The organism is Pseudomonas sp. BCA17 (genome assembly GCF_004519405.1).
GTDB lineage: Bacteria > Pseudomonadota > Gammaproteobacteria > Pseudomonadales > Pseudomonadaceae > Aquipseudomonas.
On the sequence record NZ_SGWI01000004.1, the window covers coordinates 280,087 to 300,870 of the forward strand.

A 20,784-nucleotide genomic window follows, 5' to 3' on the forward strand; every position below is an offset into this window, starting at 1 on the left:
ACGACGCTCTCTAGTTTTTCACCACTTCCTCAAGCGTGAAGCGCCCCAGCGGGTTTTGCAGGAAGTTGCTCACATTCTTGCGTGAGATGTTGATGTACGGGCTGTAGTACAGGTCAATCCAGTTCACATCCTGTTTCGCCAGCTTCTGCAGTTCGACATACATCTGCTCACGCTTGGCCGGGTCGGCCTCGATCCGCGCCGCGGCCACCAGCTCCTTGACCTTGTCATTCTTGTAGCGGGTCATGTAGTTCTGGTTGGTGTCGTGCCCCAGCACGAAGGTGGTTTTCTGGTCCGGGTCGAGAATGTCGTTGGTCCAGTACATAACCGAAATATCGTACTCACCATCCACCAACATCTGCCAGCTCTGGGTTGGGTCGACCTTTTGCAGGTTGGCGGTCACGCCGACTTTGGCCAGCTGGTCCTTGATGATTACCGCGATCTGCTCATCGGCCTCGTTGCCGGCATTGACTACGTAGTTGAGCTTCAAGTCCTTGGCCCCGGCCTGCTCCAACAGTTTCTTGGCGGCCGTCGGGTCATACGGGCGCTGCAGGTTGTTGGCGTAGTGGTACAACGAGCCTTTCGGGATGTAGGAATAAGCCACGGTGCCTTGACCGTAAGTGGCGGTCTTGACCAGCGATTGTTTATCAATGGCCATGTCCAGCGCTTCGCGCACTTCCTGCTTGGCCAGCAGACCGTGAGCGTGGTTGATCAGCAAGTGATCCTCACGGGTGGACGGGTCGGAGTGGATCACCACATTCTTGTCTTTTTTCAGCTCTTCCACCCGGGAGAACGGCACGAAGATCGCCGTGTCCAGCTCGTTGTTCTGCACCATGCGCATACGGGTGTTGTCATCGGTCACCGACACCCATTCCACACCGTCCAGGCTAACGTTCTTGGCTTGCCAGAAGTTCGGGTTTTTCTTCAGGATCACCCGATCGCCCTTGCGCCACTCATCCACGGTAAACGCGCCCGAGGTCACCGGCTTTTCCGAGTACGCGTCTTCGCCCATCTGGGTCATGGCCTTTTCCGACAGGATCGATACGGTGGGCGACGCCAGTTGCGAGAGGAAAGCCACGGCGGGAGTTTTCAGGGTGACCACCAGGGTTTTCGCGTCCGTGGCCTTGGCGGTGTTGATCAGGCTGAACGGATCGCTCCACAGCGAGGCTTTGTTGTCGCGGATCCGCAACAGGCTGAACGCAGCATCGTCGGCGGTGATTGGCGAACCGTCGGAGAACTTCGCATCGCGCAGCTTGAAGGTGTAGGTCAGGCCGTCCTTGGAAATGTCCCAGCTTTCGGCCAGCCCCGGCTCCATCTCGGTGCCCAGGTTGTCCACGCGCACCAGGGTGTCGTAGACGTTGGCGAATACCCAGGTGTCGCGATTTTGCGCGCTTTTGATCGGGTCGAACGTGGTGCTGTCTTCACGGCAGCCGATGGTCAGGACGCCAGCGGCGTGTGCCAGCCCGGCCGTCAGCGACCAAGCGGTCAATGTGGCGGCGGCGAGCAACTTCAAGTGACGGGATTGCATGTCTGAACTCCTTGTTGATAGACGGCAGAAAGGGTCAACGGCTCTTCAAGCACGCAACTGTACCGATGCTCGTGCAGGAAATGGGTAGGCGGCAACACCACGGAACACAGAGGCCGGGCGTGCCGGCAACGCGGGTGAAAGGCGCAACCTGTAGGTAAATTCAACGGGCTTGGTGGCTCGCCCGGTAAGGGTTCAGCCGGTAACGGCCGACGGGGATCGATCTCGGGAATCGCCTCAATCAACGCCGCCGTATAGGGATGGCGCGGTGCGGTGAACACCGCCTCTACGGGCCCTTCTTCGACGATCTTGCCCAGGTACATCACCGCCACGCGGTCGCACAGGCGTCGCACAATGGCCAGGTCATGAGCGATAAACAGGATCGCCAGGTTCATGCGCTGCTGCAGCTCCAGCAACAGGTTGATGATCTGGCCCTGGATCGACACATCCAGCGCCGCCACGCACTCATCGGCAATGATCAAGCGCGGCTCCACCGCCAATGCGCGTGCGATACCGACCCGCTGGCACTGGCCGCCACTGAGGGAGCCGGGTTTGCGGCTGGCCAGCTCCGGGCGCAGCCCGACCAGATCGAGCAGCTCATCGACCCGACGTGGAATGTCCTGCGGTGTGACCTTGCGCTGTACCCGCAACACTTCGGCAAGGGTTTCGCCGACCGTGTGGCGTGGGTTCAGCGCGGCGTACGGATCCTGGAAGATCATCGCGGTTTCATGGCGCAGGCGGGCAATGTCGATAGCGCTGCCGTGGGCCATGTCGATACCATCGAACAGTACCTGGCCGGCGCTGATCGGGTTGAGGTGCAAAATCGCCCGGCCCAACGTACTTTTACCGCTGCCGGATTCGCCCACCAACCCGAGGGTTTCCCCGGCGCCCAGGTTCAGTGAGACACCATTGACGGCCCTCACCCACTGCTTGTTCAGACCGAACACACCACTGCCGGACGCGGCGAAGCGCACCTCAAGGTCCTTGATCTGCAACAGGCTCATGGGCGCTCTCCCAATGGATAGTGGCACGCTACCTGCGCGCCTTCGGGCAGCCATTCAGTACACAACGCGCCGACCTGCGGGCAACGTGGGCTGAAGCGGCAACCACGCGGTAACGCATCCAGCAACGGCGGTTGGCCGGGAATGGTGCGCAGCAAGGCATGGCCGCTGCTGTGGGCCGGCTGGCAATCGATCAGGCCGGCGGTATAAGGATGTTGCGGACGCGCCAGCACGTCGTATTTGCTGCCGTGTTCGCACAGGCGCCCGGCGTACATCACCGCAATGGAATCACAGGTCTGCGCCACCACGCCGAGATCATGGGTGATCATGATGATCGACAGGCCCCGCTGGTCGCGCAGGTCCAGCAACAGGCGCAGGATTTGCGCCTGCACCGTCACATCCAGCGCCGTGGTGGGCTCATCGGCAATCAGTACTTTCGGGTTGCAGCCCAACGCCACGGCGATCATGGCGCGCTGGCGCATGCCGCCGGAAAATTCGTGAGGGTAGTTGTCGACCCGCGCCTGGGGGTCGGGGATGCCTACCTGACGCAGCACCTCGATGGCCTGCCATCGCGCGTCTTTTTTCGACGCCCCCTGATGCAGGCGAATGCCCTCGGCAATCTGCTCACCGATACGCATCAACGGGTCGAGGTGGCTGCTGGGGTTCTGGAAGATCATGCCCAGTTGGCCGCCGCGCACGGCACGCATGCCGGCGTCATCCAGTGACAACAGGTCTTGGCCGGCCAGTCGCACCGCGCCGCCTTGCACGCGTAAGCCGGGCGATGGCAGCAGACGCATCAAGCCGCGACAGGCCATGGTCTTGCCCGAGCCGCTTTCCCCCACCAGGCCGAGGATTTCGCCTTCAGCCAGGTCGAAGGACACGCGGTCCACCAAGGTCACATCGCGCCCGGTGTTGTTGGCGATCACGCTGAGGTCGCGCACTTGCAGCAAGCTCATGAGCGGTCCCCTAATACTTGCGCCACACCATCGGCCAACAGGCTGAAGCCCATGGCCAGGGTCACGATGGCCAAGCCCGGAAAGGTGCAGATCCACCACGCCGTGGTGATAAACGCTTGCCCTTCGGCCACCATCGTCCCCCACTCGGCCGTCGGCGGTTGCACGCCCAGGCCGAGGTAACTCACGGCGGCACCATTGAGCAGCACCAACACGGCGTCAGACATGGAAAACACGATCGAGCCGAACATCGCATTGGGCAGCAAATGCCGGAACAGAATGCGCCCATGGCCGAAGCCCAGGCTCTTGGCGGCCAGGGCAAAGTCGCTTTCCTTGAGCACCAGGATCTGGGAGCGGATCAGCCGCGCATAGGACACCCAGCCTACCAACGCCATGGCGATATAAAAGCTCTTCAGGCCCGGGCCGAGGATAGCCATGATCGCCAGCATCAGCACCAGGAACGGGAACGCCAGGATCACGTCGATCACGCGCATGCAAAAGCTATCGAAACGCCCGCCAATGTAGCCGGAAACCGCGCCGACGAACGTGCCGATCATGAACGGAAAAATCACCCCGACGATGGCCAGTTGCAGGTCGATGCGCGCGCCCCAGATCACCCGTGAAAGGATGTCTCGGCCATAGTTGTCCGTGCCGAAGGGATGGGCCGCGCTCGGCGCCAGCAAGCTGAAGTCAGTGTTCTGCGCAATCGGGTCATAGGGCGCGACCCACGGCGCGAACAGCGCCAGGGCCAACCAGCCGAGCAGGATCAACAGCCCCCAGGCCGCGGTCAGCCGACCGTTGCGAAAACCAAACCGCAGGCGCAAGCGCCATGGGGCGATCAGTGGGCGGCTGCTCATTGCATCTTCACTCGCGGGTCGAGGGCCACCGTCACCACATCGGCGAGGAAGTTGACCACCACCGTCGCACAGGCCAGCACCATCGCCACGCCCTGCACCACCATGTAGTCGCGGGTAAAGATACCGCGCACCAGCAATTGGCCAATGCCCGGAATCGCGAACAGACTCTCGATCACCACGGTGCCGCTGATCAGCCAGCCGATATTCACTGCCAGCAGGTTGACCGCCGGCACCAGTGAGTTGGGCAGCACATGCCGGCGGAACACCGCGGCCTCCGACAGCCCGCGCGCCCGTGCAGCGGTGACATGGTCGGCCTGCAACTCCATCAACATGCTCGCCCGCAGGTTGCGTACCAGCACCGCCGACAGCGCCAGCGCGATGGTCAGGCAGGGCAACAGCATATGGTGGGCCTTATCCAGCCAGGTCCGCCCATAGCCGGACACCGGGAACAAGCCCCATTGCACACTCAGCAACAGGATCAACATCAAGCCCAGCCAGAATGCCGGCATGCCCAGGCCGACCGTGGTGAACACGCGGACCAGGTTGTCCACCCACCCACCTTTATTGCGTGCCGCCAGCGTCGCCAACGGCAGCGCAATCAGCAGCGCCAGCACCACACTGCCCAGTACCAGCACCAGGGTCGGCTCGATGCGGGTGACGATCAGCTTCAGCGCATCAACCTTGTACAGCAACGACTGGCCGAGATCGCCCTTGAGCAGGTTCTTGAGGAAGTAGAAATATTGCAGCCACAGAGGCTGATCAAGACCGTACTGCGCGCGGATTTTCAGCAGGGCATCCGGTGTGCTGCGCGAGCCGAGCAAGGCCCGCGCCGGGTCGCCGGGGATCGAGCGCACCAGCACAAAGGTGATCAGGCTGATGCCGAACAACACCGGCAGCAATTGCAGCGGCCGGGAGAGCACAAAGCGGTAGCGCGCCAGGTTCATCCGTCAGCCTCGATGACGAGCGAGAAAGTCCAGCAACACCGGAAAATATGCCTGGGGCTCTTCATAAAACGGCATATGGCTGCTGTTGGGGAACACGTGCAACTCGGCGTGCCTGGCGGCCTGCTTCATGCGCATGGCGCAGGCCGGGGTCAGCTCGTCATGTTGGCCGGTGGTGATCAATATCGGCATCTTGAACCCGGCCATCTCGGGGATGCGGTTCCAGTCCTTGAGGTTGCCGATGTACAGAAATTCGTTGGGGCCTTGCATGGTTTCGTACGGTCCCATGTTCCAGTCGCCGAGGGAGCGCTTGACCGGCTCGGGCCATTCGTCCAGGCGGCACACGTGGCGGTAGTTGAGCAAGGTAATGGCCGCCTGGTACTGCGGGTGGTCCAGGGTGCCCATGGCTTCGTGGCGTTGCATCATGGCCACGGTTTCGCTGCCCAGGGCACTGCGCAGGCGTTCAAGTTCTTGAGACAGGTGCGGGATGTCGCCGACGGTGTTTTCCAGGATCAGGCTTTTCAGCGCGTCGGGGTAATGGATGGCGTATTCGATACCCAGCCAGCCGCCCCAGGAATGCCCCAGCAAGTGCACGCGGCCCAGGCCCAGGGCTTGGCGCACGGTTTCGACTTCTTCCACATAACGGCGGATTTCCCACAGGGCAACATCGGTCGGTCTGGCTGATGCGCCCGTGCCAAGCTGGTCGAATGCAACCACTCGCAGGTTATGGTCCTTGAGCCAGCCATGGGCGTCGCGCAAGTAATCACACGGCAGGCCCGGACCGCCGTTGAGACACAAGAGCACCTCATCGCCGTCGCCAAAGCTGTAGACCACGAGGTTATGACCGTCGACTTGCACGTTGTACTGCTGGTCGGGGGCAATTTCACGCCACATGTATACATTCCTTGTGTTGTATCGGCCTGGCAGCTAGCGGCCGTTTATCAGGCCAACACTACCGAGGATGCCGCGCGTCCATAACCTAGTATTTCTTATAGGTTTGGCCTGGCAGTCCTTCGCCGGGGCGTGGCATTCTACTTGCAGCAAGTCGAGATTCAAACGAATTCGGGAGCAGAACGGATGCTGGCCAAGCTAACTGCCTTCAATAACCGCCTTATGCCGGGCAGGAGCCTGGATGAACAGATGGACAACACGTTCATCCTCGCCCAGCAGTTGGGCTTCGATGCGTTGGTGTATGACTACACCCCGGTGCCCATCGACCTTGATGGCACGCTGATCACCCCCTCGGTGCTGGAGTTGCGTAACACACCGACCGACTGGCAGGCCTTGTGGTGCAGCGAAGGGTTTTACCAGATTGACCCGGTGCAGCATCTGGCGCTGAGCACGGTGTCGCCGTTTGTCTGGTCTTACGAGGCAAAAACCGAGACCGCCCTGCAGAAAATCATCGACCCCTGCCACGCGCCGGTATCGTCCTACCTGCATGAACGGCAACTGACCTGCGGTGTCAGCGTGCCCATTCACTTGCCCCGGGGCGGTTTTGCCTCCCTTACCGGGCTGCGCATCGGCAAGGCGCACACGGTTTTGAAGGACGCCCAGCAGACCCTGGCGGATTTCAGCCTCATTACTCACGCCTTGCAGGAAGCGGCCTACCCGCTGTTCAGCAAAGAGCTTCGCACCTACCCGCACATTCATTTGACCAAGCGTGAACGCGAGTGCCTGAAATGGGCCACCGACGGCTTGACCGCCGCCGAAATCGCCACGCAACTGAGCCGTTCATTGGCGGTGGTCACCCTGCACCTGGCTTCGGCCATGCACAAACTGGGCGCCAAGAACCGCGTCCAGGCGGTGGTGCGTGCCACCCATTACCGCCTGCTCGAAGATTGAGCCATCGGCAAAACCTATCTGTTTTGCTAGTTACCTAAACGTCTCGTGCAGATTATCGTGGCCCTGATCCTTTTTTCAGAGCAGGGTACGAAATGGAATTCATCGAAAAAGTCCGCGAAGGCTATGCGACCTTTGGCGCTTACCAGACCTGGTACCGCGTCACCGGCGACCTGACCACCGGCCGCACCCCCTTGGTGATCATCCATGGCGGCCCTGGTTGCACCCATGACTATGTCGACGCCTTCAAGGACGTCGCCGCCAGTGGCCACGCGGTCATTCACTATGACCAACTGGGCAACGGCCGCTCCACTCACCTGCCCGACAAAGACCCATCGTTCTGGACCATCGGCCTGTTCCTCGAAGAGCTGAACAACCTGCTGGACCACCTGCAGATCAGCGATAACTACGCGATCCTCGGCCAGTCCTGGGGCGGTATGCTCGGCAGCGAACATGCGATCCAGCAGCCCAAGGGCCTGCGCGCGTTTATCCCCGCCAACTCGCCGACGTGCATGCGCACCTGGGTCAGCGAGGCCAACCGCCTGCGCAAATTGTTGCCGGAAGGCGTGCATGAAACCCTGCTCAAGCATGAACAGGCCGGCACCTACCAGGACCCGGAATACCTGGCCGCTTCGCGGGTTTTCTATGACCAGCACGTATGCCGGGTCAACCCATGGCCGGAAGAGGTGGCACGTACCTTCGCCCAGGTTGATTCAGACCCGACGGTGTACCACGCCATGAGCGGCCCGACCGAGTTTCACGTCATCGGCAGCTTGAAAGACTGGAACGTGATTGGCCGCCTGTCGGCGATCAACGTACCGACGCTGGTGATCTCCGGTCGACACGACGAGGCCACGCCGCTGGTGGTCAAGCCGTTTCTGGATGAGATCGCGGACGTGCGCTGGGCACTGTTTGAAGACTCCAGTCACATGCCCCACGTGGAAGAACGCCAGGCGTGCATGGGAACAGTGGTGAAGTTTCTGGATGAGGCGTGTTCGGCGAAACACCCCGAACGCAAGGCTGGATGATTGCCAAATGTGGGAGCGTGCCTGCCCACGAAGACGGTGTGCCAGCCGCGGTTATTTCAACCGAGCCACCGCCTTCGCGAGCAAACCCGCCCCCACCGTTCAGACCTCGCTGGTCTCAGGCTTTGCCGACTTCTTCGGCACATCGGCCAGCAACGGAATCTCCGTCCCCTGTGCATCAAACAACTTGCCGCCACTGAAGTAATCCCCGTCACGCAGTGCCGCCACATCGTGGAAGCACAAACTGCGCTCCGTCCCCGCCACGAACACCGATTGCTGGTCCGAATTACCGACGGTGAAGTGGTTGAACGCCAGGTTCAGCAAAATGGCCATGATCGCCGACGAACTGATCCCCGAATGGAAAATCGTCGCAAACCAAGTAGGAAAGTGATCATAGAAACTCGGCGCCGCGATGGGGATCATGCCGAAACCGATTGAAGTGGCAACGATGATCAGGTTCATGTTGTTGCGATAGTCCACCTTGGACAAGGTGCGAATGCCACTGGCCGCCACGGTGCCGAACAGCACAATACCGGCTCCCCCGAGTACCGAGGTCGGCACCGCAGCGATCACGCGCCCCATGAACGGCAGCAAGCCGAGCACCACCAGGAACACCCCGCCCGTGGCCACCACAAAACGACTTTTCACACCGGTCACCGCCACCAGCCCGACATTCTGTGCGAATGCACTCTGAGTGAAAGAGCCGAAAATCGGCGCGAACATACTCGACAGCATGTCAGCACGCAGGCCGTTACCGAGGCGCTTGGAATCGACTTTGGTATCGATGATCTCGCCCACGGCCAGGATATCCGCCGAGGTTTCCACCAGCGTTACCATGACAACAATGCACATGGAGATGATCGCGGCCACATGGAAGGTAGGTACGCCGAAATGGAAGGGTGCAGGGAAACCGAACATCGGCCCCTGGGTCACGCCGGAAAAATCGGCCATGCCGAGCAATACCGCGATCACCGTGCCTATCACCATCGCCAGCAGGATCGACAAGCGTGAAATAGTCGCGCTGCCGATCTTGCTCAGCAGCAATACCAGCACCAGGGTCAATGCGGCCAGGCCTATATTCGCCATGCTGCCGAAATCGGGCGCACGGCTATTACCGCCCATGGCCCACCGTGCCGCAACGGGCATCAGGGTCAGGCCAATGGTGGTGATGACGATGCCAGTCACCAGCGGCGGGAAGAACTTGGTGATCCTTGAGAATACCGGCGTGATCAACAACCCGATAAACGACGCGGCCATCACCGCCCCGAGAATCGCCGGCACGCCACCGGCGCCATCACTGCCGACAATCGCCACCATCGTCGCCACACCGGCGAACGAAACGCCTTGCACCAGCGGCAGCTGACAGCCGAAGAACGGCAGGCCAAGGGTTTGCAACAAGGTCGCCAAACCACCGGCAAACAACGAGGCCGCGATCAGCAGGCCAATATCCGCGGGTGATAACCCGGCCGCCTGGCCGACGATCAACGGTACCGCGACGATGCCGCCGTACATGGTGAGCACATGCTGCAGGCCGTAAGCCATATTGGCGGCGACGCCAAGATTTTCATCTTCTGGCCGCTGCGATGACGCCTTCGGAATAGTCATGGTGAGGGGTTCTCTGTTTTTGTTGTGCAAGCACTGTATGCAATGTCATGGCTCGATGTCCATAGAGTTGTATACAATCAATTGAACAAGATACCCTCCAACGGCGTTACAAAAACAATCCGGCCGTCATGAGCCAGAACGCCAAAGGACCTGAAACAATGAAAAAGGCATTACAAGGTGCAACCGTTGCCCTCACTCTCCTCGGCGGCGGGGAGGCCGTTGCAGTGGAATGGATGAACAACAGCTTGGGATTTCGCTACGGACAGCACTTCACCAACCCGAACAACCCCGACGACTTCAGCAAGCGCATCTACAGTTTTACCCACGCCAGCGGCTACCAGTACGGCAGCAACTACCTCAATCTCGATGTGTTCCTCTCCGACAGCCGCGACCCACGCAAGGGCACCGACCATGGCGGCAGTGAGGTGTATGCCGTCTATCGGCACCAGTTGTACGCGTCGCGGGTATTCGATGTGCCGCTCGGTACCGGGCTGATCAAGGACTACGCGCTGACCCTGGGTTTTGACGCCAACCGCAACAACAACTTCGCCTCGGCCAAAAAGCGCGCACTGGTAGCCGGCCCGACGTTGAAATTCAACACCGTCGGCGTGCTGGACCTGAGCCTTTTGTACTACAAGGAACGAAACCATACCGGCATCCCAGGTGCGAAGGAGTCCAATTATACCTTCGACGACACCTACATGCTCAACCTGACGTGGATGCGCCCGTTTGAAATCGCCAACCATGCGGCCAAATTCCAGGGTTTCATCAATTATGTCGGGGAAAAAGGCGAGGACTACCACGGCCGCGATACTGCGCCGGAAGCGCTGATGCGCACGGCGTTGATGGTGGCGGTGCGGCCGGGGAAAAGCGTCAAGCCGAACCTGTATCTCGGGCTGGGCTACGAGTACTGGCACAACAAGTTCGGCGTTGACGGCGGCCGGGGTAGCCGCACATCTACGCCGACGCTGAATATGGAAGTCACGTTCTAACCGAAGACCCCAATCAAAATGTGGGAGGGACGGTGCCCTCCCACATTTTTTGAACAGGTTGTCAGTTCACGCCTTGGCCAATTCCGAATGATCCGTCTTCGACCGCGCCAACCAATACCCCAGCACCGCCATCGGCGCGGTCGCCAGCATCACGATCACGGTAATCAGCAACGGCTGGTCGAGCATCGACGACACCAGCAGGCTGCTGAGAAAGCACAGGCCCAACTGCAGGGTGTTTTGCAGGGCCGCCGCCTTGCCGGAGTTTTCCGCAAACGGCATCAGCGCATTCGCCACCACGATGGGGTAACTGGCGCCGTTGACCAATGCCATCAGGCAGAACGGGATCAGCAACGTGGTGAGGGTCGGCACCGTCAATGTGGCGACCAGATACAACGCCACCATGCTGATGCAGTAGGCCAGCAGCAACCACGGCAGCAGGGTTTTACCCTGGTAACGCTGCAGTGCGCTGCGGCAACTGTAGCCACCGATGAGAAACGCCAAGGTCGGCAGCACATAGCTCAGGCCAATGTCATTCGGGCTATAGCCCATGCCGCCAAGGATAAACGGTGAAGCGGTCAGCCAAGCGAAAAAACTGGCGGAGCACGCGGCGAAGATCATCACGTTGCCGGTGAACACGCGAGAGGTCAGCAACTGGCCGTACCCCAGGCGTGAAGGTTTGCCCTCCTCCGCCTGACGTTTCGGCATTCTGCGCAGGAACAGCGTCGGCAGCAGCAACAACAGCGCCACACCCAGCAAGACCCCGAAGATCGCCTGCCAGCCAAAGTGATTCAACACCAGCGCCCCCAACAACGGCGCCAGGGCCGGCGACAGCGACATCAGCGGCATGATGCCGGCAAACACACGGTGAGCTTTGTCGGCCGGGTAGCGGTCGATCACCAGGGCCTGCCAACTCACCGCGGCGGAACACACGCCAATCGCCTGTATGAAGCGCAATGCCAGCAACTGCGGCGCGGTCTCGACCCAGAACATGCCGAGGCAGCCCAGCACAAACAGGCTAAGGCCCGTGAGCAGGATCGGCTTGCGCCCCAGACGGTCAGACAACGGCCCCCACAACAACTGCCCCACCGCAAAACCGGCGAGGAAAATACTCAAGCTGGCGCCCACGGCACCCGCACCAATCTGCAACTGCTCGCCCATGGCACCGAATGCCGGCAAGTACATGTCCATGGCGAGATAACCGAGCATGCTCAGCCCCGCCAGATACCCCGTAAAACCAAACGAATTTTTCATCGAAACCTTTGAGAACCTGCCATCAAACAATTTGTTGACCGACGCCCATTATGAAGCTGACAGTTTTGCTGTGAAGCGATAATAATTGGACACTCTTATCAATATTTTTGAAGGCAAGTCCCATGTGGTCCGAATACTCCCTGGATGTAGTCGATGCCGTGGCACGCCATGGCAGCTTCAGCGCCGCGGCCCAGGAGTTGCACCGCGTACCCTCGGCCATCAGCTACACGGTGCGTCAGATTGAAGAATGGCTGGCGGTGCCTCTGTTTGTGCGGCGGCATCGCGATGTCGAACTGACCCCGGCCGGCCGCCTGTTTATCGACGAAGCCCGTGGTGTGATGAAAAAAATGCTCGGCACGCGGCGTTTATGCCAGCAAGTGGCGAACGGCTGGAGCGGTCAATTGAAAGTCGCCGTTGACTCCATCGTCAAACCCCAGCGCTGCCGCCAGTTGGTGTTGGACTTCTACCGGCAGTTTCCCGAGGTGGAATTGCTGTTGGAGTACGAAGTGTACAACGGCGTGTGGGACGCCCTGGCCGATGAGCGCACCGACATCGTGATCGGCGCCACCAGCGCGGTGCCGGTGGCCAGCCACTTCACCTTTCGCGACATGGGCTTGCTGAACTGGTTGTGCGTGGCCAGCGCCAAGCACCCATTGGCGGCGGTTGAAGGTTTGCTCAGTGATGATCAATTGCGCCCGTTCGCGTCACTGTGCATGACCGATACCTCGCGCAACCTGCCCAAGCGCGATACCTGGACCCTGGATAACCAACGGCGTCTGGTGGTGCCCAACTGGGCCTCGGCACTGGATTGCCTGCGCGACGGCCTGTGCGTCGGCATGGCGCCGGCGCATCAGGTGTTACCGTGGATCGAACGCGGTGAACTGGTCGCGCTGCAATTGCACAGACCGTTCCCGGCCAGCCCGTCGTGCGTGGCCTGGGCCCAGAACAAACTGTCTCCGGCCATGGCGTGGCTGCTGGAATACCTGGGCGATACCGAGACGTTGAACCAGGAATGGCTCAATGGTCCAGTAAACGGGTGATTGCCCTCACGATCATATCGACCTCTTTGCCCGCCAGGGTCAACGGCGGCAACAGGCGGATGATTTTGCCCCGCGTCACGTTGATCAACAGCCCATGTTCCTGGGCGGCTCGCTGGGTCAGGTCGCGATAAGGGCTGGCCAGCTCGATACCGATCATCAAGCCCAGCCCGCGAATCGCCAGCACCTGCGGGTGCTCGCTCAGTTCCACCCGCAACCGCGCCAACAAGCGTTCGCCCTGTTGCGCGGCGTTCTGCAGCAAACCTTGCTCTTCAATAATATCCAGCACGGTGCAACCCACGCGGCACGCCAGCGGGTTACCGCCGAAGGTACTGCCATGGCTGCCCGGGGTGAACAACTGGGCCACTGCAGCGCGCGCCAGGCAAGCACCGATGGGCACGCCGTTGCCGAGGCCCTTGGCCAGGGTCATTACGTCCGGGGTAATGCTCTCGTGCTGGAAGGCAAACCAGGTGCCGGTACGGCCGATACCGGTCTGGATTTCGTCGAGCATCATCAGCCAACCGTGGCGCGTGCAGTGATCACGCAGGGCTTTCAGGTAACCGGGCGGTGCGGGCAACACGCCACTTTCGCCCTGGACAGGTTCCAGCAAGACGGCCGAGATGCGCGAGCCGAACTGTAGCGTGAGCGCTTCCAGAGCCGCCATATCGCCGAAGCGCACCTTGAGAAAATCCCCCGGCAAGCGCTGGAAACCCAAGCGCACCGACGGCCCGTCGCTGGCCGCCATAGTGCCCAGGGTACGGCCATGAAAGGCGTTTTCCATGACCACCACCAACGGCTGCTCTATGCCTTTTTTCCAGCCATGCAGGCGCGCCAACTTCAGTGCTGTCTCGTTGGCTTCGGCACCGGAGTTGTTGAAGAACGCACGGTCCAGGCCGGACAACTGGGTCAGGCGCCGAGCCAGCTGTTGTTGCCAGTCAATGCTGTAGAGGTTGGAGGTGTGCAGCAACAAACCGGCCTGCTCACTGATGGCCGTCACCAGTTTCGGATGGGAATGCCCCACATTGGTCACTGCGACACCGGCCACCGCATCGAGGTATTCACGGCCCTGCTGGTCCCACAGGCGTGTGCCCAGGCCACGGGTAAAACTCAAGGCCAAGGGTTGATAAGTGTCCATCAGGCAGGCGGCGGTCATGGCGGCGGGCTCCAGTGCATCATTGTGATAGCTCCAGTATCGTTAGCCACCCAAGCTGGATAAACTGCACATTCCTGCAATGACTTTAAACCAGGGCTTGATAATGGATCTGTTCCAGGCAATGTCGGTGTACGTAAAAGTGGTGGAAGCTGGCAGCATGACCGCCGCGGCTCACGCCTGCGGCATGTCGACCACCATGGTCGGCAACCACTTGCGCGCCCTGGAACAAAGACTGGGCGTCAGCCTGCTCAAGCGCACCACCCGCAAACAAAGCCTTACGGAGTTCGGCGGGCAGTATTACCAACGTTGTCTGGAAGTGCTCGGGCTGGTGGCTGACTCGGAGCAATGGGCGGAGCAAGCCCATAGCGACGCTCCCAAAGGCACCTTGCGTATCACGGCCCCGCCGGTGTTCGGCACAGAGCGACTGGCGCCGGCCTTGAGCGAATTTGCCCAGCGCTACCCCCTGATCAATCTGTACGTGGTGCTGAGCAATCAGCGCATGGACCTGGTCGACAGCGGCTTCGACGTGGCGATTCGCCTGGGCGAGCTGGAACCCTCAAGCCTGATCGCCAGGCCCATGCAGGACTACACCCTGACCCTCTGCGCCTCACCGATTTACCTGGCGCGACGCGGTACGCCGCAGGTGCCCGAGGACCTGCGACAGCACGATTGCCTGGCGTTCGCGTACCCCTCGACCGACGACTGGCGCAATGCCGACAAACTGTGGCGCATGACCGGCCAGGAAGGCGAAGTGGAAGTTGCCGTGTCCGGCTCGCTGACGATCAACAGCTCCCAAGGCCTGCACCAGGCGGCGGTACAGGGCATGGGCATCGTGATGCTACCTGACGCCCTCGTCCGACCCGACCTGCAGGCCGGAAAACTGGTGGCGCTGTTGACCGACTATCAACTGCCCTGCCGCCCTATGCACCTGCTGTACCGCCAGGACCGCTATCGCCTGCCCAAATTGCGTGCCTTCGTCGACTTCGTCATGGAAAAGTGGGCGCGCTAGAACGCCACGCCCAACTCACGCAGACGCGCAGCCGTACGCTCGGCCGAGACATGGTGAATTCCCTGCCAACCGAGCGCGACCGCCGCCTCGGTATTGCCGGCGACGTCATCGATAAACACCACTTCGCCTGGCTGGATATCCGGCAGATGGGCGCGCACCTGTTCCAGGCTCGCGTGATAGATCGCCGCGTCCGGCTTGATCTGCTTCAACTCGCCAGACACCACGATGTCGCGAAAGCGCTGCAGGAACGGGTAGTTGGCACGCGCATAAGGGAACGTCTCGGCCGACCAGTTGGTGAGCCCGAACAGAGGCATGCCGGCTGCGTGCAGCGCTTCGAGAATCGCCACGCCTTCGGGCAGCGGGCCGCGCAGCATCTCGTGCCAGCGGTCGTAGTAAGCCTGGATCAAGGGTTCGTATTGAGGGTATTGCTCGATCAGGCGGCGCGTGCCGTCCGCCAGGCTGCGGCCAGCGTCCTGCTCGGTGTTCCAGGCTTGGGTGCAGATGTTATCGAGAAACCATTGCCGCTCCTGGTCGCCGGCAATCAGCTTGCGATACAGATGTTGCGGGTTCCAGTCGAACAGGACACCGCCAAAATCAAAAACTACTGCACGAATCGTCATCAGATCCTCCGTTAGCGTGGCTTGATAGCCGAAGGAGTCTGGCAGATTGTGAGGGAGGGTGGGAGCGCGAGGGGGTGTAAGAAACTTCCAGGCTTACACGAGAAAAAATGGGAGGGAGACAAGCCCCCTCCCACTTTCAGACTGCGTCTCAGGCTTGAATCAGGCCATTGATCTTCACAGTCGGGTTCACGTCAGCGTCGTAATCCACGCCGTCGATTTCAAAGCCGAACAAGCGCAGGAATTCTGCCTTGTAGCCGGCAAAATCGCTGATCTCGTTGACGTTTTCGTCGGTGACCTGGTTCCACAGGGCCGCCACGGCGTCCTGGACTTTCGGTTCCAACTCGGCCAGGTCGGCACGCAGGCGGCCGTCGGCGTCCAGCTTGGGCTCTTTGCCGTACAGGCTGTCCTTGAACAGGCCGTAGACCTGCTCGATGCAACCTTCGTGGGTGCCCTGCTCTTTCATCACTTTGAATAGCAGCGACAGGTACAGCGGCATGATCGGGATGGCCGAACTGGCCTGGGTGACCACGGCCTTGAGTACCGACACACGGGCGTCGCCCTTCAGCGCGGCGAGGTTGTCGCGCAAGGTCAGGACCTTCTTGTCCAGGTCTTTCTTGGCTTCGCCGATGGAGCCGTTCCAGTAGATGTCCTGGGTCAGCTTCTCACCAAGATAGGTAAAGGCGGTGGTCTTGGCGCCTTCGGCGAGCACGTCGGCGTCACGCAGGGCGTCGATCCACAGTTGCCAATCTTCGCCGCCCATCACTTTGACGGTGCCGTCGATTTCTTCCTGGGTGGCCGGCTCAAGGGTGGTGTCGACCACAACACCCTTGTCGGTGTTGATACCGCGCAGGGTCACAGCCTTGCCGATAGGCTTGAGGGTGGAGTTGTGCACCACGCCTTGCGGGTCGGTACGGCGTGGCGCGGCCAGGCTGTAGACCACCAGGTCGATCTTGCCCAGGTCTTTCTTGATGGTTTCGATGGTCAGGCGCTTGATCTCGTCGGAGAACGCGTCGCCGTTGATGCTCTTGGCGTACAGGCCTTTTTCGACGGCAAACTTCTCGAACGCGGCGCTGTTGTACCAGCCGGCGGAGCTCAGCTTGCCTTCTTCGCCTTCCTTCTCAAAAAACACGCCCAGGGTGTCGGCGCCGCAACCAAACGCAGCACTGATGCGCGCGGCCAGGCCGTAACCGGTGGAGGCGCCGAGGACCAGCACCTTTTTCGGGCCGCCTTCGATGGCGCCGTGTTGGGTGACGTAGTCGATCTGCTCTTTGACGTTCGCTTCACAGCCAACAGGGTGAGCGGTCACACAGATAAAGCCACGAACCCGCGGTTTGATGATCATAAAAATTCTGCCTCTTCCAAGGTGCCGAAGGCCAATAGTGGCCATTCAACTTCAATCGTACCGGTCTATGACGTCCGAAAAACCGAAGCGTCACGATAGACGCAAATCTTCTGTTCTCAAAATTCAATCCACAAAACATCAGGACGGCCATAACACCTGTTAAAAATTGTGCCGGGGCTTCACAAATTCGCAATATTTAAACCGCCAGGCGACGTCATAAAGTCCTATCATGGGCGGATTGTTTCGCTTTGTTTCCGGTCCGGAGCCATGTTTCATGAGTAAAAGTGCTGTTCGCAAAAAGCTGGTATCAGTTGCCTGGGTGCTTGGCGTTCTGCTGTTTATCTACTGCTTCCCACGCACCAGCCTGGTATTTCTGCTGCTGGTGGTGTTCTGCGGCCTGTACGATTTCCTGCGCAACGGCCTGTATGACCGTGACACCATCAAGAAGTACTTCATCGGGAACGGCCGCAATACGTGGATATTGGCACCGTTCAATACGTTGTTCGACCTGTTGAGCAGCCGCAACCGCCATGTTTACACCATGCGCGACCTGCCGCCCGCCTGGCGCGAGGACCTGCAACAGGTGATCGATGACGCCATGGCCAACAAAGATGAAATCATCAGTTACCTGGATGAGCGCATGGCCGAGAAGAAGCGCGGCATGCTGTTCTTCCAATGGTACGGCCGGCCGATCGAAACCACCCTGGACATCCCGCAACTGCGCAAGAAACTGCCGTTTGTGAAGACCATCGGCGTCTCGGTATTCAACGAGAACCGCTCGACCTCCTTCCATTTCGGCCCCCTGCGCATGATGTTCCGCGTGCTCTACAACATGGCACCGGCACCGCACCATGAAGGCGTCTACATTCAGGTGGGCAAGCACAAGCACTACTGGCACGACGACCCATTGTTTATTTTCGATGACACCTTGATGCATGCGTCCTTCAACAAGAACGATGCAAAACGCTACTGCCTGTTCATCGATATCGTGCGACCGACCCCGCTGCCGGGCGTGCTCAACGCCGTGATCTCAGGCTTTGCCGGCCTGGTCTTCACCCTGCGTCGGGTTTTCTACAAAAACTGGAAGCTGATTCAGTAAGTTCTGCGGCATGATGGTGCCGGACGGTGTTTGCGCCCAGCCTGTGAGGCGGCCAGAATAACGGTCCAGTGCGCCCGAGTTCGGGCGCCCACCATTCCCAGGCCATCGCCGCTCCCGTGGGAGGCGATGGCTGTGCTTTCAAGGAATCAGAATGCCCCAACGTCAAGTCATCAATGCCTCCGTCAGCCCCAAGGGCAGCCTCGAAACCCTCTCCCAGCGTGAAGTGCAACAACTGAGTGAAGCCGGCACCGGCAGCATCTACACCCTGTTCCGTCAATGTGCCCTGGCCATTCTCAACACCGGCGCGCATATCGACAACGCCAAGACCATCCTCGACGCCTACAAAGACTTTGAAGTGCGTATCCACCAGCAGGATCGCGGCGTACGCCTGGAACTGCTGAATGCCCCGGCCGATGCGTTCGTCGATGGTGAAATGATCGCCAGCACCCGTGAGATGCTGTTCAGCGCCCTGCGTGACATCATCTACACCGAGAACGAGCTGGACAGCCAGCGCATCGACCTGAGCAATTCCCAAGGCATCACCGACTACGTGTTCCACCTGCTGCGCAACGCCCGCACGCTGCGCGCCGGGGTCGAACCGAAGATCGTGGTGTGCTGGGGCGGCCACTCCATCAACACCGAAGAATACAAATACACCAAGAAAGTCGGGCACGAACTGGGCCTGCGCAGCCTTGACGTATGTACCGGCTGCGGCCCCGGCGTGATGAAGGGCCCGATGAAAGGCGCGACCATTTCCCACGCCAAACAACGCATCACCAACGGCCGTTACCTGGGCCTGACCGAGCCGGGCATCATCGCCGCCGAAGCGCCGAACCCGATCGTCAACGAGCTGGTGATCCTGCCGGATATCGAAAAACGCCTGGAAGCCTTCGTGCGCGTCGGCCACGGCATCATCATCTTCCCGGGCGGCGCCGGTACGGCCGAAGAGTTCCTGTACCTGCTGGGCATCCTGATGCACCCGGACAACCGCGACCTGCCCTTCCCGGTCATCCTCACCGGGCCGAAACACGCCGCGCCGTACCTGGAACAATTGCATGCATTCGTCGGTGCCACCCTGGGCGAGGCGGCGCAAAAGCACTACCAGATCATCATCGACAACCCCGCCGAAGTGGCACGGCAGATGACGAGCGGCCTGAAGGCCGTGAAGCAGTTCCGTCGCGAGCGCAACGACGCGTTCCACTTCAACTGGCTGCTGAAGATCGACGAAGGCTTCCAGCGCCCATTCGACCCGACGCACGAGAACATGGCCAGCCTGCAACTGAGCCACGCGCTGCCACCGCATGAACTGGCGGCCAACCTGCGCCGTGCGTTTTCGGGCATCGTGGCCGGTAACGTCAAGGACAAAGGCATTCGCCTGATCGAACAGAACGGCCCCTACGAGATCCACGGCGACCCGGCCATCATGAAACCGCTGGATGAGCTGCTGAAGGCATTCGTGGCCCAACACCGCATGAAGCTACCGGGTGGCGCGGCGTATGTACCGTGTTATCGCGTCGTTCAATAAAAGTGACTCAGTAAAGGTGGCTGAGTAATCCGCACAGCACCGTCACACCATTGATTCCACCCACGGGCCAGGGTGCGCCAGTTTGCGCACCCCGGCCGTGGCTCCAGGCGCAATGCCCACGTGGAAACAGGCGGTCGGTCATATGCTGTATCTCTTTGCAGGCGTTTTCGGGCGTGTCGACGGGGTAAACCGGACTATCGTTTTTAACTGTCCCGATCAACTCGCACCAGAAGAGCGCCTATGGACCAACGGATCTTGTCCTCCATAATTCCTTACCCTAATGTAAGGAGCATAACGATGGAGATATTCAATATGGCAACCGCCACACTGACCTCAAAAGGGCAAATCACTATTCCGGTCCAGGTCAGAACAGCCTTGGGCCTGGAAACCGGAGACCGCGTAGAGTTTGTCGAGATGGAAGACGGCAGGTTTTCCATCATTGCCGCCAGCAAAACCGTACACGACCTCAAGGGCCTGGTCCGTAAACCTGCCAGGGCTGTCTCGATCGAAGACATGAACCGCGCCATCGCCACGCAAGGAGCAAAAGCCGGATGATCGGCCTGGATACCAACGTGTTGGTGCGCTACGTCACTCAGGATGATCCCGTGCAATCCCCCAAGGCGTGCGAGCTGATCGAATCGCTCACCACGCTTTCGCCAGGCTTTGTCAGCCTGGTGTCAGTGGTGGAATTGGTGTGGGTCTTACAAAGCTGCTACCAATGCGCCAAAAGCGAATTGGTGACGGTTTTGGAGACGCTGTTGCGCACCCGCGAATTGATCATCGAACAGGCGGAAATCGTTTGGCAGGCACTGCGGCGGTTCACGGCGAGTAAAGCCGATTTTGCCGACTGCCTGATCGAGCGCTGCGCCCATTCAGCAGGGTGTGAATACACCGCTACATTTGATCTGGATGCAGCCAAGGCAGCCGGGATGAAACGCCTGAGCTGAGCCATCGCGTTGCGGTGGCGACCAGGCTTTGGTAAAAACGCGTTCAGACCTGATCAAGAGAAACAC

20 protein-coding genes are annotated in these 20,784 nt (G+C 60.2%); 9 read left to right on the plus strand and 11 right to left on the minus strand.

Going from position 1 to position 20,784, the window contains the following annotated elements; all coding sequences use genetic code 11:
• Positions 1–10: 10 nt before the first annotated feature.
• The 6 genes from EXW71_RS17430 to EXW71_RS17455 are packed head-to-tail and all read right to left on the minus strand — an operon-like array spanning position 11 to position 6,168.
• Positions 11–1,525 (minus strand): ABC transporter substrate-binding protein, encoded by a 1,515-nt coding sequence (locus EXW71_RS17430; RefSeq protein ID WP_134659716.1) that lies wholly within the window; start codon positions 1,523–1,525, stop codon positions 11–13.
• Complete coding sequence (locus EXW71_RS17435; protein WP_134659714.1) at positions 1,507–2,526, minus strand: ABC transporter ATP-binding protein; 1,020 nt, start codon at positions 2,524–2,526, stop codon at positions 1,507–1,509. The genes EXW71_RS17430 and EXW71_RS17435 overlap by 19 nt, the downstream gene beginning before the upstream one ends.
• Positions 2,523–3,479: an ABC transporter ATP-binding protein gene (locus EXW71_RS17440; protein WP_134659712.1), complete on the minus strand. Its 957-nt coding sequence runs from the start codon at positions 3,477–3,479 to the stop codon at positions 2,523–2,525. The genes EXW71_RS17435 and EXW71_RS17440 overlap by 4 nt, the downstream gene beginning before the upstream one ends.
• Positions 3,476–4,333, minus strand: a complete 858-nt coding sequence (locus EXW71_RS17445) for an ABC transporter permease (protein WP_134659710.1) — start codon at positions 4,331–4,333, stop codon at positions 3,476–3,478. The genes EXW71_RS17440 and EXW71_RS17445 overlap by 4 nt, the downstream gene beginning before the upstream one ends.
• Positions 4,330–5,277, minus strand: coding sequence for an ABC transporter permease (locus EXW71_RS17450; RefSeq protein ID WP_123715150.1), 948 nt, complete (start codon positions 5,275–5,277; stop codon positions 4,330–4,332). Before EXW71_RS17450 ends, EXW71_RS17445 begins: the two co-directional genes overlap by 4 nt.
• A gap of 3 nt (positions 5,278–5,280) precedes the next feature.
• Positions 5,281–6,168: a proline iminopeptidase-family hydrolase gene (locus tag EXW71_RS17455; RefSeq protein WP_123715149.1), complete on the minus strand. Its 888-nt coding sequence runs from the start codon at positions 6,166–6,168 to the stop codon at positions 5,281–5,283.
• Positions 6,169–6,351: 183 nt separating this feature from the next.
• On the opposite strand from EXW71_RS17455, the gene EXW71_RS17460 reads away from it, so the two are divergent.
• Positions 6,352–7,116, plus strand: a complete 765-nt coding sequence (locus EXW71_RS17460; protein WP_134659708.1) for a LuxR family transcriptional regulator — start codon at positions 6,352–6,354, stop codon at positions 7,114–7,116.
• A gap of 92 nt (positions 7,117–7,208) precedes the next feature.
• Positions 7,209–8,141, plus strand: a complete 933-nt coding sequence (locus EXW71_RS17465; protein ID WP_134659706.1) for a proline iminopeptidase-family hydrolase — start codon at positions 7,209–7,211, stop codon at positions 8,139–8,141.
• Positions 8,142–8,240: 99 nt separating this feature from the next.
• Here EXW71_RS17465 and EXW71_RS17470 read toward each other — a convergent pair whose 3' ends face one another.
• Complete coding sequence (locus EXW71_RS17470) at positions 8,241–9,743, minus strand: nucleobase:cation symporter-2 family protein (RefSeq protein WP_134659704.1); 1,503 nt, start codon at positions 9,741–9,743, stop codon at positions 8,241–8,243.
• 158 nt (positions 9,744–9,901) lie between these two features.
• Here EXW71_RS17470 and EXW71_RS17475 point away from each other — a divergent pair, with 158 nt between their 5' ends.
• Positions 9,902–10,735, plus strand: coding sequence for a nucleoside-binding protein (locus EXW71_RS17475; RefSeq protein WP_134659702.1), 834 nt, complete (start codon positions 9,902–9,904; stop codon positions 10,733–10,735).
• Between the two features lie 66 nt (positions 10,736–10,801).
• On the opposite strand, the gene punC is transcribed toward EXW71_RS17475, so the two are convergent.
• Positions 10,802–11,986, minus strand: a complete 1,185-nt coding sequence (gene punC / locus EXW71_RS17480; RefSeq protein ID WP_134659700.1) for a purine nucleoside transporter PunC — start codon at positions 11,984–11,986, stop codon at positions 10,802–10,804.
• A gap of 122 nt (positions 11,987–12,108) precedes the next feature.
• On the opposite strand from punC, the gene punR reads away from it, so the two are divergent.
• Positions 12,109–13,026: a DNA-binding transcriptional activator PunR gene (gene punR / locus EXW71_RS17485; RefSeq protein WP_134659698.1), complete on the plus strand. Its 918-nt coding sequence runs from the start codon at positions 12,109–12,111 to the stop codon at positions 13,024–13,026.
• Here the strand turns inward: punR and EXW71_RS17490 are convergent.
• Positions 13,004–14,176: an aspartate aminotransferase family protein gene (locus EXW71_RS17490; protein ID WP_123715142.1), complete on the minus strand. Its 1,173-nt coding sequence runs from the start codon at positions 14,174–14,176 to the stop codon at positions 13,004–13,006. The genes punR and EXW71_RS17490 overlap by 23 nt on opposite strands.
• A 103-nt stretch (positions 14,177–14,279) precedes the next feature.
• On the opposite strand from EXW71_RS17490, the gene EXW71_RS17495 reads away from it, so the two are divergent.
• Positions 14,280–15,185, plus strand: coding sequence for a LysR family transcriptional regulator (locus EXW71_RS17495; RefSeq protein WP_123715141.1), 906 nt, complete (start codon positions 14,280–14,282; stop codon positions 15,183–15,185).
• Here EXW71_RS17495 and EXW71_RS17500 read toward each other — a convergent pair.
• Both EXW71_RS17500 and fabV read right to left on the minus strand, forming a co-directional pair.
• Positions 15,182–15,805 carry an HAD family phosphatase gene (locus EXW71_RS17500; protein WP_134659696.1) on the minus strand — a complete coding sequence of 208 codons (624 nt, stop codon included), beginning with the start codon at positions 15,803–15,805 and terminating at the stop codon, positions 15,182–15,184. The genes EXW71_RS17495 and EXW71_RS17500 overlap by 4 nt on opposite strands.
• Positions 15,806–15,953: 148 nt before the next feature.
• Complete coding sequence (gene fabV, locus EXW71_RS17505; protein ID WP_123715139.1) at positions 15,954–17,147, minus strand: enoyl-ACP reductase FabV; 1,194 nt, start codon at positions 17,145–17,147, stop codon at positions 15,954–15,956.
• 274 nt (positions 17,148–17,421) lie between these two features.
• Between fabV and EXW71_RS17510 the strand changes: the two genes are divergently transcribed.
• The 4 genes from EXW71_RS17510 to EXW71_RS17525 all read left to right on the plus strand — a co-directional run bounded on the left by EXW71_RS17510 (position 17,422) and on the right by EXW71_RS17525 (position 20,718).
• Positions 17,422–18,246: an aspartyl/asparaginyl beta-hydroxylase domain-containing protein gene (locus EXW71_RS17510; RefSeq protein ID WP_060753185.1), complete on the plus strand. Its 825-nt coding sequence runs from the start codon at positions 17,422–17,424 to the stop codon at positions 18,244–18,246.
• Positions 18,247–18,397: 151 nt separating this feature from the next.
• A complete protein-coding gene (gene ppnN / locus EXW71_RS17515; RefSeq protein ID WP_134659694.1) occupies positions 18,398–19,771 on the plus strand; it encodes a nucleotide 5'-monophosphate nucleosidase PpnN in 1,374 nt (457 codons plus the stop codon).
• Between the two features lie 297 nt (positions 19,772–20,068).
• A complete protein-coding gene (locus tag EXW71_RS17520; protein ID WP_134659692.1) occupies positions 20,069–20,326 on the plus strand; it encodes an AbrB/MazE/SpoVT family DNA-binding domain-containing protein in 258 nt (85 codons plus the stop codon).
• Complete coding sequence (locus EXW71_RS17525) at positions 20,323–20,718, plus strand: PIN domain-containing protein (RefSeq protein ID WP_134659690.1); 396 nt, start codon at positions 20,323–20,325, stop codon at positions 20,716–20,718. The genes EXW71_RS17520 and EXW71_RS17525 overlap by 4 nt, the downstream gene beginning before the upstream one ends.
• Positions 20,719–20,784 lie beyond the last annotated feature (66 nt).